This window comes from Achromobacter anxifer, from assembly GCF_903652925.1.
Taxonomy (GTDB): domain Bacteria; phylum Pseudomonadota; class Gammaproteobacteria; order Burkholderiales; family Burkholderiaceae_B; genus Achromobacter; species Achromobacter anxifer.
Genome location: NZ_CAHLAR010000001.1, coordinates 561,593 through 574,879 on the forward strand (window position 1 = coordinate 561,593; position 13,287 = coordinate 574,879).

Sequence of the window (13,287 nt, forward strand, 5' to 3'; positions counted from 1 at the left end):
GCCAGTCTCCTGCATGTCCATGCGAGCTGCCGAAGTTTCGCAAGGGCGTGGAAGCTTCGCCAGTTCCTAGGCCTCGCTTCCGTACTTCTCCATCTTCCACCGCGCCCGCGGCCCCCGCTGCGTGTATTCGCGCCGGTAATCCGCGGGCGTCAGGCCGAACTTGCGCTTGAAGGCGCGCCGGAAGGCCGCCACGTCCAGATAGCCGCAGTCATTGGCAATGTCCTCCACCGAGCGCAGCGTCACCTCCAGCCACATCTGGCTCTTCCGCATCCGTATGTCGGTGAGGAACTCATGAGGCGTGGTCGCCAGGTGCAGCCGGAACAGGCGAGCCAGGGTTCTCTCGCTGACCGCCGCATGTTGCGCGGCGTCGCCTATGGTCACCGCTTCCTGCGCATGCGCCAGCAGCCATTGCACGGCCCGGTACAGCGGGCTGTCCCGCGTAAGGCCGCTGACTTTCTCTATGGGCAGGGTCGAAGCGATGAACTGCCGCGCCGGATCGAAGACGAGTTTGTCGCGCGACGCGCCTGCCAGCCCGGCGATCCCCGTTCGTTCCATCAATTCAAGCACGCAGTCATAGGCCAATGAGGGCGCGTTGGCCAGCAGGATGCGTTCGCCGGCCCAGACTAGCGGGTCATTGGCTATGGCCAGGTCCGGGTGGGTACGCGCGAAACCGGACTGGTAGGCCCATTGCACCGGCGCCTGCATCCGGTCCAGCACGCCTGCCGCCGCGACCAGCCATACCCCTGTGCCGACGGCGCAGACATAGCGTTTGTCCGCCACGGCGGCGCGGATTTCGCGCAGCACGGCTTCGTTGCCGGCCACGCAGGCGCGCAGTTGCGGCACCGAGACCGTTTCCAGGGGCGGCACGAAGATGGCGCGTTCCTGCGCGGCGTCCGGCGCGCCCGGCGGCATGAAGCGGAGGTGGTCGGCTGCCGGTTCCGTGTCCGCGGACGGCGCTTCGCCCGCGCAGCGCCAAGTCACCACATGGCCGGATGCCTGCCCGCTGCGGCTGCGGGCAATGCCGTTGGCGGTGCGGAACGTGTCGATCGCGGCGTGGATGGGGCCATTCAATCTGCCCGCGGGCTGCAGCAAGTCCACGTGTAGAGGGTAGTTGTCTGAAGCGGCACCCATGATGTCTGTTTGGAGCGCGGTCTTTCCGCAGGGGATCGAACAAAATCAATCCGCAAATATTAGATCAACCGACCCTTGCAAGGAGCCTTCCGTGCCATACGCAATCGCGCCCGACGACACCCGCATCTACTACGAAACCTATGGCGACGGCGCGCCCGTGCTGTTCATCCATGGCGGCGGCGGCAACACCATCTGCTGGTACCAGCAGGTGCCATTCTTCGCCAGCAAATACAAGGTCATCGTGATGGACCTGAGGGGCTTCAAGAACTCGCCCTGCGCGCCGGAACGCAATCATCCGCAGCATTACCCGGACGACGTGCTGGCCATTCTTGAACAGGAAGGCATAGGCAGGATCAATCTCGTGTGCCAGTCGCTTGGCGCATGGGCCGGCCTGCCGCTGGCCGTCAGACATCCCGGGCGCGTCCAGACGCTGTTCATCAGCGGTTCGCCGACGCCAGCCTATTCGCCGGAAACCTGGGAGATCCTGCGCAAGGCGGGCAAGACCTTCGATGACGGCCGTCACGACCTGCGCAGCAAGAGCATCGGCTGGAACCGCAAGAACGTCGAGGTCAGGCCCGAGATGCTGCACCTGTACGGCTGCATCAAGGCGCTCAACCCCAAGGGCTTCCTGGCGCTGACCATGCAGGCCGACGACGTCAAGATCCACCCGGCCGAGTTCGAAGGCTACCGCGTGCCGACCTTGATGACCGGCGGCAGCCACGACGATTTCCTGACCCCGGACAGCCACCATCTGGTGGCCAGGCTGCTGCCGGGCAGCCAGAAGTACACCTTCGAGGACTCGGGCCATTCCCCGTACTTCGAAACGGCGGACGAATTCAACCGCGTCGTGGGCGAGTTCCTCGACGCGCACAACTAGCCACTGCCCCGTGAATCCGCGGAGGAGACAAAATGAAAACCATCAAAAATACACTGAAATTCGGCCTGGCGTGCGTCATGGCCTTGGGATGCGCCGCAGCCATGGCGCAATCGGCCTATCCCGACAGGCCCATACGCTGGATCGTGCCATCGCCCGCCGGTGCGCCCATCGACGCCATCGGGCGCAAGCTGGGCGAGCTCATGTCCGCGCAACTCGGCGCGCCCATAGTGATCGAAAACAAGCCTGGCGCGGCCAGCACCATAGGAGCCGCGGAAGTCGCGCGCGCCAAGCCGGACGGCTACACCTTGATGCTGAGCGTGGGCGACGCGCTCATTTCTTCGGTCGTCACCATGAAGGTGCCTTACGACCCGCAGCGCGATTTCACCCTGATCAGCAAGATCGCCGCGTCCGGCCCGGTCCTCATCGTGAGCAAGTCGATGCCGGCAGGCGACCTGACCGCCGCGGTCCAGGCGGCGCGAACCGCGCAGATCCCGCTGGCCTATGGCTCGTATGGTCCGGGCTCGTATCCGCAGCTGATCATGGAGAGCCTGGCCAGACAGGCGTCGGTCAATCTCATCGAAGTGCCCTACAAGGGCTCGCCGCCCGCCATGACGGATTTGCTGGGCGGGCAACTGACGTTCACGTTCACCTCGACCAATCTGGCGGCGCCGATGGTCGCGGACGGCAAGGTCAAGGCGATTGCCGTCATCGGCGACAAGCGCTCGGCGCTGCTGCCCCAGGTGCAAACCTTTGCGGAAGCGGGATACGACAGCTTCGTCTTCAAGAACAAGGCCTGGGTCGGCCTGAGCGGCCCCGCGGGCATGCCCGCGGAGGTGGTGCAGAAGCTGGCCGCGGCGGCGCAGAAGGTGGTGCGTTCCCCCGAGTTCGGCAAGTACCTGGAGAACATCGGCTTCGACGCTGTGGGTAACACGCCAGAAGAGTTCCTGAAGGAATATCGGGAGGAGTATGCGGTCGTGCCCGGGCTCATCAAGGAGCTGGGCGTGGCGGCGCATTGAGGCCGCTACGCAAGGGGTGCCCTATGGTAACGTCTGGCTTTCATTTTCCGCCCTCGTTGCCTGCCCATGTCTGCATATGTCAAACCCAGATGGTTACGGGACACGCTGCGATTCCTGCCGCTGAAAAGCCAGTTCGTGCTGTCCGGCAATGTGCGCGATCTGCAGGCCTGCGAGGTTGCGCCGGGCCTGGTGGCGGCGCAGCCGCTCGTCAGCACTCTGGCCGACAACCTGCGCGAGGCCGGTTACGCCCAGTTGGTCGTCTGGAACCCCGTGACGGGTTTCACGGTGCCCGACAGCCGCGAGGCGCCGGCCGAGCCGCCTGACGAGACCTTGCGCCGGCTGGGCTTGACGCCGGCGGACGGCGCCGCGCCCGGCGGCATGGACGCGTTGACCGCCTGCCTGGAACGGCTGGTCGGCCTGGCAGGCCAGCCCGTGGCCTTGATCATCGATTTCGCGTCGCGCCTGGCCGTGCGCAGCGAGACGCTCAGCGCCGCGGAACATGCCTTGTTCACCCGGGCGCTGGTGCTGGCGCATAGCGCCGCCGCGCGCCCCGCGGGCGAGTCGCGGCGGCCGTTCTTCAATACGGTGATCTGGATCGTCGACAAGGAAGGCGATCTGCCCGACTGGCTGCTGATCGAGAATCCCCGCATTCGCCATGTCCCGGTGTCCAAGCCGGACAGCGCCGCGCGCCGCGCCCTGGCGGGCGCCTTGCTGCGCGGCGTTCCCGGCGCCAGGGACGCGACGCCCGAGGCGCTGGCCGAGGCCGAATCGGCCTTCGTGGATGGCTCGGAAGGCCTGCTGCTGGCGGACATGAACGCGATCGCCACGCTGGCGCGTGTGGAAGACGTGCCCATCACCAACATCGCGGACGCGGTACGGCGCTACAAGGTCGGCGTGACGGAAGATCTCTGGCTGCGCATCGACCGCGACAAGATCCGCAATGCCGACTCGTTCATACGCCGCCGGGTCAAGGGCCAGACGCATGCGGTGACGCACATGCTGGACCTGGTCAAGCGCGCCATGACCGGCGTGGGCACGCAGCGCAAGGGCAACCGGCCGCGCGGTGTCGCCTTCCTGGCCGGGCCGACTGGCGTGGGCAAGACCGAGCTTGCCAAGACCGTCACCAGCCTGCTGTTCGGCGATGAAAGCGCCTATATCCGCTTCGACATGTCGGAGTTCAGCGCCGAGCACGCCGACCAGCGCCTGATAGGCGCGCCGCCCGGCTATGTGGGCTATGACGTGGGCGGCGAGCTGACGAATGCGATCCGCGAGCGCCCGTTCAGCGTGGTGCTGTTCGATGAAATCGAGAAGGCGCATCCGCGCATCCTCGACAAGTTCCTGCAGATCCTCGATGACGGCGTGCTGACCTCGGGCCGCGGCGACCGCGTGTATTTCTCCGAGGCGCTGATCGTGTTCACGTCCAACCTGGGCATATACCGCCAGGACGAGACCGGCCAGCGCGTGGCGAACGTCCATCCCGGCGACAGCTTCGAGGATATCCAGAAGAACGTGCTGGGCGAGATCCAGCGGCATTTCAAGCTGGTGCTCAATCGCCCCGAAATCCTGAACCGTATCGGCGAGAACATCATCGTGTTCGACTTCATCCGCAAGGATGTGGCGACCGAGATCTTCGAGCAGATGGTGAACTCCATCCTGGCGGACATCGCTGCCCTGGGCATTACCGTGGAGCTGGCCGAGGCCTCGAAGGCAGCGCTGCGGCAACGCTGCATTGGCGACCTGTCCAATGGCGGCCGCGGCATCCGCAACCAGCTCGAAGCGCACCTGCTCAATCCGCTGGCGCGCGGCCTGTTCGATCAGGATGCGCAGTCCGGAGACCGCTATCTGATCTCGGGCCTGGACGCGGAGGCCTTTCAACTGGAAAAGCGCGGGCCATGAACATCCAGATCTCGCGCCTGCATTTTCCCGTGACCACGCTGGGACCAGGGCGCCGGATCGGAATCTGGTTCCAGGGCTGTTCCATACGCTGCCCCGGCTGTATTTCGATGGATACCTGGGCGCAGGCCGGCGGTGAAACCACGGTCGACGCCGTATTGGCGCAGTTGGCCGCCTGGCTGCCGCAGGCCGACGGCTTCACGGTTTCCGGCGGCGAACCCTTCGACCAGCCCGAGGCGCTGCTGGCGCTGTTGCGCGGCCTGCGGCGCCTGTCGGCGGGCGACATCCTGGTTTATAGCGGCCATGCGGCGGAACGGCTGGCGGACACGCTGGCCGATGCCGACGGCCTGATCGACGCCCTGATTTCCGATCCATTCGATCTGGCCGCGCCACAGACGCAGGCGCTGCGCGGCAGCGACAACCAGCGCCTGCATTGCCTGACGCCGCTGGGACGCCAGCGCTTTGCCGCGCTGCCCGCGGGCGCCAAGGCGCTGGACGTCATGTTCGACGACGACGGCAGCGTATGGCTGGCGGGAATCCCGTCACGCGGCGACTTCCAGCGCCTGCGCGAGCTATTGACCGGTCAGGGCCATCACGTCCGGACCAGCGCCGCCAAGGCGCCATAAAAACAAGACAGGAATCAGCAGTCATGATGCGTTTTTGCCCGAACTGCCACACCGAGCGCTCGGTGGACGAGTTCTACTGCGCCGGCACGGTCAATGGATCCTCTTGCGACTGGGACCTGTCGCTGGTGCCCATACGCGCGGATGGCTGGCGGCCGCAGGAAGTCAGGACGGCCGAGCCGCGGACGGAAGACCAGCCGGGTCCGGCCTTGGCGTGCGTCAACGGCCATCCCATGAACGAAGGCGATCTGATGTGCCTGGAGTGCGGCGCGGATGCCGCCGGCGCGCCTTCGGCCACGGACGAGGCCGCTACGGATCCCGGCGAGACCCGCATCGACGGCTGGCGGCTGCTGCGCCAGATATCGAGCACCGACGGCGTGCGCGAGCGCTACCTGGCGCAACAGCAGGACACCGCCCGCCAGGCCGTGCTGACGCTGTACCGCCCCGGCGCGGAACCCGACCCTGCCGTCTACGACGTGCTGCGCCGCCTGCCGACGGGCCACGTGCCGGAGATCATCGCTACCGGCCGCTGGGACGGCCGCGCCTATGAGGTCGCCGAAGAAATGAGCGGCGGCACGCTGGCCGATCTGGGCATTGCCATGCATGACGTCGAGGCGATCAGGCACGTCGTGGACGAGCTGGGCCGCGCGCTGCATGCGTTTTCCGAAGTCGGGCTGCGGCATCGCGATCTGCGGCCGGCGACCCTGCTGGTGCGCAGCCGCGATCCGCTGGACCTGGTCATCAGCGGCTTCGGCTCGGCGCGCCTGTCGGAGTTCGACCTGGACATCGTCTCGCCGCTGGAAACGACGCGCTACATGGCGCCCGAGGCCATCGCGGGCGGCGTGGCGGCGGCGTCGGACTGGTGGAGCCTGGGCATGATCCTGCTGGAACAGCTTACCCACGGCCGCTGCTTCGAAGGCATCAACCCGCACGCCTTCCTGATTCACGTGCTGGCCAACGGCGTGGCGCTGCCCGATGACCTGGAGCCCTCGTTGCACCTGCTGCTGCGGGGCCTGCTGGCCCGCGACCGCCACGAACGCTGGCAGTGGCCGCAGGTAAAGGCTTGGTTGGACGGCGCGCCGGTGGCAGCGCCTTCGGCCAGCGCCACGGAAGCCGATGCCGCGGAAGGCGCCACCATTGTCCTGGGCCAGCGACAGTTCCGCCGGCCCGCGGTGTTCGCCCTGGCGGCCGCGGAACGTGAAAACTGGGACGAGGCCCGCGACCACCTGAACCGCGGCGTGGTGCTGACCTGGGCCGAACAGGCGGGCGCTGGCGCCAGGACGCTGGCGGGATTGCGGCAGGCCATGCAGCTTGAGGGCGTCGACGATGACGGTCGTTTGATGGTTGCGCTGAAGCTGCTGAATCCCGACATGCCGCTGATCCTGCGGGGCGACATCGTCACGCCCGGCTGGCTGTTGCAGAACCCGCTGGAGGGCTACGACCTGGTGACCGGGCCGATCCCGGATTTCCTGGCCAAGCTGGATACGGAAAGCTGGATTTCCCGGATGCGCACGCGCGCGGAACAGGTGCGGCAACGCGCGCGCAATCTGGACATCCAGCTCGATGAGGACATGGTCCGCGTCGCCGTGTTGTCGACCTCGCGCGCCTTGTTGGCGGCGCAGTGGGAAGAGCGGCGGCTGCTGCTGCCGGATTCCGAGCACCCGGGCCTGTTGTCGCTGTCCGAGCGGCGCACCTTCAGCGAAGAGGACCTGATTGTCCTCTTGAGCGCCTCGATTTCGCAGTTCCGCTCGGTCGAGGAAATCCTCGACCAGGCGGCCGGCGCGGCGCAGCGCGAGAGCATCCTGCTGTTCGAGCGTGATGCCGCGCGCGCCTTGCTGGCGCTGTCCCGGGCCGATCTGTTCCGCGCCGTGGACGAGCGGATCGCCGGGTTTGCGCGCACCGGCAACCAGGCGCTGGACGACTGGGCGGACGAGTTCCGCCTGGAGCGCCGTCTGCCCCTGCACGAAGCGCTGGTCCTGCTGGCGGTGCCGTCCGAGCAATGGCTGGAGCCGCAGAAGCAGCAGTACGTGGCGCAAGTGCTGGATTTCTTCGAGAAGAAAGTCGCGACCACCGTGTTGCGCGGTCCCCTGGTGCGGATGGGCATAGGAAAGACCACGGCCCGGGTCGATTTGCGCGAGTTGAACGGCGACCGGGTTTCCAGCAGCGCCTTGCTGGATCATCTGGTGGGACGCAATGCCCAGTCGGTGACGGTGGACCCCGCCGTGCTCGGCGCGGCGCCCATGCTGGATAACCGCCTGCACGCGCTGTACCGCCAGACCTCGCTCTATAAGCGTGACACCGGGATAGATGGCCTGTACCTGGGCTTCCCGTTCCTGCTGTACCGCGAGCATCGTGCCACGGTCCGTCCTCGCATCGCGCCGGTGCTGCTGTGGCCCGCCAAGCTGCTGATGGAAGCGGGCGCGCGCGGACAGGTCGCGGTGGCCTTCGACGGCGAGCGCGAGGAAGTGCGCCTCAACCCGGCGCTGGAAGGACTGCTGGGCCGCGAGGCGGTCAAGGCCTGGCGGGCGGCCGCCGACGACGTGCTGGGGCGGTCGGCGTTGAAGGCGGGCGACGTGGTTGACGCCTTCGGCCTGCTGGCCGACGTGACCAGCCGCCAGCTTGGCGCCTTGCCGCCGCTGTCCCTGGAGATGCCCGCCGGCAGCGCCCGGATCGCCTGCGCGGCGGTGCTGTTCCATGTGGACTTCGCGGGCCAGGCCATCGGCGAGGACCTGCGCCAGCTCAAGCAGTTGTCGCCGTCGGGCACGGCGCTTGAATCCATGCTGCGGTTGAAGGACAAATCGGCTTACGGAGCGCCGGTGGCGGAGTCGGCCGAGATCGACCGCTACCTGACGGTGGCGAGCGACCCCTCGCAAGAGGCCGCCATCCTCCAGGCGCGGCAGGAGCCGGGCCTGCTGGTGGAAGGGCCGCCGGGGACCGGCAAGAGCCAGACCATCGTCAACATGGTCGCCGACTCGATCGGACGCGGCCAGAGCCTCCTGATCATCTGCCAGAAGCATGCGGCGCTGGATGTGGTCCACAAGCGCCTGGTGGCGGAAGGCCTGGGCGATCGCGTCGTGATGCTCAACGACGTGAACAAGGACCGGGAGCCGACCATACGCGCCGTGCGCGAACAGCTGGACGCGATCCTGCGCGGCACGGCTTTCGATCACAGCTGGATACGGCAGCGCGAGCGCATGGCGGCCAGGATCGAGTCGCTGGAAGGCGAGCTGGACCGCCAGCACGCGGCGCTGCATCAGGTCGACGCGCAGACGGGGCTGAGTTTTCGCGGCCTGCTGGGCGAGTTGATCCAGCTCGAAGCCGGAACGCCGCCCGTCAGCGTCCCGCAGCTGCGCGGCAAGCTGGCCGCGCTGGATATCTCGGCCTTGGCCACGCTGGAAGAGCAGTGCGCGCCGCTGACGCGCTATTGGCTGCCGGCGAAATTCGAAGGCAGCGCGCTGTCGCAGCTCCAGTCGTTTGCGACGGATGCGGCGACGCTGGACGGCTTCAACGCGCTGTACGCCGCGTTCCGCGAAGCGGAGCGTCTGCGCGTTGAGACGCTGGCCGCGCATCCGGCGCGTTTCGATATCGACGATCCCGTGCCCTACCACGCCTGGCTGGACGTCCATGCCAGCCGCCTGGTGGCTTTGGACGACACGCAACGCAAACGCTTGGCGCAATGGTTGCCTCTATTCCGGCCCGCCGGAAACCCGGACGCCGAAGGGCAGCGCCTGTACGCGGCCCTGGCTGCGCTGCATCGCGAGCTGGCGTCGCGCGCTACCGGCGATCACGATCCCGCGCTGTCGCCCGCCGTGGCCCGCCTGAGCGATCAGGAACTGGATCGCCTGGCGGGCAAGGCCGCCTTGGCGACGCGGATGCCCACCTTCTGGTCGCGCCTGAATCCGCTGAGCTATCTGCGCCGCGCCAGCCTGATGACTTTCCTGAAGTCCGCGGGCGCTGCCCAGGATGATGCTGGCCTGCGCAGGCTGCTGGCGGTGAGCCGGCTGGAGCAGGGCCTGCGGCCACTGCGCGCCGACCTCAATCGCATGAGCCGTGAACTGGGCCTGGATGCGGTGTCCCCGGACGAGGTGCAGGGCCTGGCGGACGCTTGCTTCACGCGCCTACGTCAGCTTGAAGAAATCCGCGAACTCGCCCAGCATCTTTCAGCCGCGCCGCGCGGCGACGAATTCGAATCCGCGGTCATGACGGGGAACCGCGAGCCGGTCGAGCAATTGATCGACGGCTTCGAGGCGGCATTCGTGCGCCACAACGCCCGCCAGCACAGCCAGGGAGCCCTGGCCGTGCTGGAGGAATTCCTGTCGCCGGAACTGGCCGCGGGCTGCCGCCAGGCCATCGCACAGAACATCAGCTATCAGGCGCCTTTGAACCGGATCGGCGATGCCTTGCCGACCCTGGCCGCCTATCAGCAGTTCCGGACCCGCGCGCGTCATCTGGGCGACGCCGCGCTGGAAGTGTTCGCGATCCTGCGCGGCCATGAGGAAGCGCTGGCGCAGGTGCCCGCCGCTGATCTGGACGAGGCGGTGCGCCGCCTGATCAATCGCGAGGCGCGGCTGGGCTGGAAGCGCCGCATGGAACAGGACAATCCGGAGCTGTTGCTGGACCAGACCGAGACGGAGGCCAAGGTCCGTGCGCTGGCCGAGGCGGACCAGAAGATGCGCGAGCTCAACCGCGAGGTGTTGCGCAACGGCATAGACCGTTCGCGCCTGGGCACGGCGCGCGCCTGGGAAGACGTGACGCGCCTGACCGGCCGGCGTTCGCGGCGCTTGCGCGAGTTCATCGAATTGGGCTCGGATCTGGGCCTGATGGCATTGCGGCCGGTCTGGCTGATGAATCCGGACGTGGCCAGCCGCGTGTTGCCTTTGAAGCCGGGCCTATTCGACGCGGTCGTCTATGACGAAGCCTCGCAGATGCCGGTCGAATACGCCATTCCGACCTTGTTCCGGGGCAGTCTTTCGATCGTCAGCGGCGACGAGAAGCAGATGCCGCCCACGGCCTTCTTCTCCAGCCGCGCGGAAAGCGACGAGGCCGAGGTCTACGACGGCGAACAGCCCGACGAAGCCGCGACGGAAGACGAGCGCGAGCGTTTCGAAGACACCTGGAACCGGCGCGAGATCAAGGATTGTCCGGACTTGCTGCAGTTGGCGCGCAGCGCCTTGCCGGTATCGACCCTGCAGATCCACTACCGCTCGGCCTATCGCGAGTTGATCGGCTATTCGAACGCGGCCTTCTACGAGAACAACCTCAGCGTGCCGGTGCGCCATCCCGACGCCACGGTGCGCGAGGTCCGGCCGCTGGAGCTGATCCAGGTGGATGGCTTGTACGAACAGCAGACCAACAGCGCCGAAGCGGACCGCGTGGTCGATTACCTGGCCGGCGTCTGGCGGCAGCCGGCCGCGCAACGCCCGTCGCTGGGCGTGGTTACCTTCAACCGCAAACAGGCCGATCTCATCCAGGAGCGGCTGGAATTGCGCGCCGAAGCCGACGCGGCTTTCCGTGATGCCTACCGCGCGGAGCTGGAGCGGATGGACCGCGGCGAGGACATGGGGACCTTCGTCAAGAACGTGGAGAACGTGCAGGGCGACGAGCGCGACATCATCGTGTTTTCGACCACCTTCGGCCGCAATGGACAGGGCACGTTCCGGCGCCTGTTCGGCGTGCTGGGCCAGCGAGGCGGCGAGCGGCGCCTGAACGTGGCCGTGACGCGGGCCCGCCAGAAGGTGGTGCTGGTCACGTCCATGCCGATACGCGAGATCTCCGACATGCTGACCACGCAGCGCCGCCCGGCCGCGCCGCGCGACTATCTGCAGGGCTATATGGAGTACGCGCGCGCCATGTCCAATGGCGAGCTGGCCGCGGGCCGCGCCCTGATGGGGCGGATGGGCAGCGAACGCGCGCATGCCAGGACGCGGCAGGGAGAGGCCGCCGATGGTTTCGCGGCCGACGTGCTCGCCTATCTGAAGACGCTGGGCGTTACGCCCGTGCCGGCGCAGGAAGGCGATGCCTTCGGCATGGATTTCGCCATCGCCGACCCCGAGACCGGGCTGTATGCGCTGGGCATCGAATGCGATGCGCCGCGTCATCCGCTTCTGATGCGAGCCAGGGCGCGCGAAATCTGGCGTCCGTCGGTGCTGGGACGCGCGATTCCAAGACTGCATCGCGTGTCCTCGCAGGCCTGGTATCAGGATCCCGAGGCCGAGCGCGCGCGGCTGAAGACGGCAGTCGAACTTGCGATGGTTCAGGAGGTGGCGGCATGAGTGGCCCGAAGGTAGTGGTGCTGGTTACGCGAGAGCAGATGCTGGAGATCGCGGACGGCCTGTTGAAGCGCCTGGACAAGGCCATCGCCGCCTGGATCACCGAGGGCCAAGGTTGCGGCATGCTGTCGGACGATGAAATCGCGGCGACCTGGCGGCGGCGAGCGGCGCTGGCCGCGCTGGTTGAAACCAGCGAACTGGTGCGGTTGGAGAAGGGCGTGCCGGATGAGATTGCCTTCCTCAGGGCTGACACGGCGAGGCGGCAACAGGCGGCAGCCGACAAGGCGGAGCAAGCCGCCCGGCGCCAGCGCCACACTCGCCATGGCGCGGCGACCGTGCTGGGTGCGCTCGAAGCGAAGGGCATCGCAGTTCCGGCGGAACTGGGCGCATCGCTGACGCGCATGCGCGATGGCCAGCTGCTGGATGACGCCGATGCCGTGTTGGCCCGGGCATTCGGGTTGTTGACGCCCGAGGCCGCGAAAACGCTCAGCGCCGCGCAGGAGAGCTTGGCCCGCGCCCTGGGTTCCGCTGAACCGGTCATGGAGCTGCAAGCCTGGAAAGCGGCTAATGCCGCGCTGGACCGGGATCCGGCGATTGCCCGGCTGGACCGCCATATCGGCGAGGCCGGCGTCCATCTGGGGCAGGCCGAGGCGGCTGGATACGCGACCAGGCTGGTGGCGGTGGAACAGGAAGCGAACGATGCCCGCCGCAGGCTCCTGCTGGACAGCTTGACCCTGGATCTGGCTGCCGCGATCGACGCGGCCCGCAAGCAGCGCGCGGCCCGCCAGGCGCTGGACGAACTGGGCGCCGAGATGAGCGCCTACGCGACGTCCGAAGCGGCGGCCTTCGTCGAGCAAGTCGCGCAGCTGGACCCGGCAGCCGCCACGCCAGCCGTGATGGCGCTGGTCGAGTCCGGGCAAGCGCTGCTTGCACAGGTCCAGCAACAACAGGCGGCCGCCGCCCGCCGCCGCGCGATCCTGGGCGGCCTGGCGAAATTGGGCTATGAGGTCCACGAAGGCATGGAAACGGCCTGGGCCGATGACGGCCGCGTGGTGGTCAAGAAATCCTCGGTGCCCGACTACGGCGTCGAAGTCGGCGGCCAGACCGGCCGCATGCAGGTGCGCGTGGTGTCCACCGACGCGAACCGCGACGTGTCGCGCGACCGGGACGTCGAGTCCATGTGGTGCGGCGAATTCGGCCAGCTGCAGGACCTGCTGGCCGCGCAGGGCGACGAGCTGCGGATAGAACGCGCGCTCGGCGTGGGCGCCGTGCCGCTCAAGGTGGTGGCCGAAACGGAAGGAATGCAAGGCAGCGCGAGTCTGGCTCGCGGTATGAGGTAGGCGTTTGAGGGGCTGCCTGATCTGATACCCATTCAGTATCAAAACTGAAATTCTTAATATTAGACAGCCCCATCATGCACGCATAAAGTCATCCGCTGGACCCCAAGGCCAGGACCGCCGTCTAGAGCGGCCGGCCAT

7 protein-coding genes are annotated in these 13,287 nt (G+C 67.4%); 6 read left to right on the top strand and 1 reads right to left on the bottom strand.

Translation table 11 applies throughout. The features are described 5' to 3' along the window. Positions 1-66: 66 nt before the first annotated feature. Positions 67-1,131 (bottom strand): GlxA family transcriptional regulator, encoded by a 1,065-nt coding sequence (locus HWY37_RS02675; protein ID WP_176087795.1) that lies wholly within the window; start codon positions 1,129-1,131, stop codon positions 67-69. 91 nt (positions 1,132-1,222) lie between these two features. Between HWY37_RS02675 and HWY37_RS02680 the strand changes: the two genes are divergently transcribed. From HWY37_RS02680 to HWY37_RS02705, 6 genes are all read left to right on the top strand, one after another. Beyond that, a complete protein-coding gene (locus HWY37_RS02680) occupies positions 1,223-2,008 on the top strand; it encodes an alpha/beta fold hydrolase (protein WP_176087796.1) in 786 nt (261 codons plus the stop codon). 32 nt (positions 2,009-2,040) lie between these two features. Then, positions 2,041-3,024 carry a Bug family tripartite tricarboxylate transporter substrate binding protein gene (locus HWY37_RS02685; RefSeq protein ID WP_176087797.1) on the top strand — a complete coding sequence of 328 codons (984 nt, stop codon included), beginning with the start codon at positions 2,041-2,043 and terminating at the stop codon, positions 3,022-3,024. Positions 3,025-3,090: 66 nt separating this feature from the next. Next, positions 3,091-4,920, top strand: coding sequence for an AAA family ATPase (locus tag HWY37_RS02690; RefSeq protein ID WP_176087798.1), 1,830 nt, complete (start codon positions 3,091-3,093; stop codon positions 4,918-4,920). After that, positions 4,917-5,543 (top strand): 4Fe-4S cluster-binding domain-containing protein, encoded by a 627-nt coding sequence (locus tag HWY37_RS02695; protein ID WP_175207092.1) that lies wholly within the window; start codon positions 4,917-4,919, stop codon positions 5,541-5,543. The genes HWY37_RS02690 and HWY37_RS02695 overlap by 4 nt, the downstream gene beginning before the upstream one ends. 23 nt (positions 5,544-5,566) lie before the next feature. Continuing rightward, positions 5,567-11,812 (top strand): AAA domain-containing protein, encoded by a 6,246-nt coding sequence (locus tag HWY37_RS02700; RefSeq protein ID WP_176087799.1) that lies wholly within the window; start codon positions 5,567-5,569, stop codon positions 11,810-11,812. After that, the gene (locus HWY37_RS02705; protein ID WP_175207090.1) at positions 11,809-13,149 is read left to right on the top strand and encodes a hypothetical protein; all 1,341 of its coding nucleotides are present in this window, start codon (positions 11,809-11,811) and stop codon (positions 13,147-13,149) included. The genes HWY37_RS02700 and HWY37_RS02705 overlap by 4 nt, the downstream gene beginning before the upstream one ends. The last annotated feature ends 138 nt before the right edge of the window (positions 13,150-13,287 follow it).

Excerpts from the sequence above, each read along its gene's own strand:
- HWY37_RS02700 (WP_176087799.1), top strand. The coding sequence starts at position 5,567 with ATGATGCGTTTTTGCCCGAACTGCCACACCGAGCGCTCGGTGGACGAG.
- HWY37_RS02695 (WP_175207092.1), top strand. The coding sequence starts at position 4,917 with ATGAACATCCAGATCTCGCGCCTGCATTTTCCCGTGACCACGCTGGGA.
- HWY37_RS02685 (WP_176087797.1), top strand. The coding sequence starts at position 2,041 with ATGAAAACCATCAAAAATACACTGAAATTCGGCCTGGCGTGCGTCATG.
- HWY37_RS02690 (WP_176087798.1), top strand. The coding sequence starts at position 3,091 with ATGTCTGCATATGTCAAACCCAGATGGTTACGGGACACGCTGCGATTC.
- HWY37_RS02705 (WP_175207090.1), top strand. The coding sequence starts at position 11,809 with ATGAGTGGCCCGAAGGTAGTGGTGCTGGTTACGCGAGAGCAGATGCTG.
- HWY37_RS02675 (WP_176087795.1), bottom strand. The coding sequence starts at position 1,131 with ATGGGTGCCGCTTCAGACAACTACCCTCTACACGTGGACTTGCTGCAG.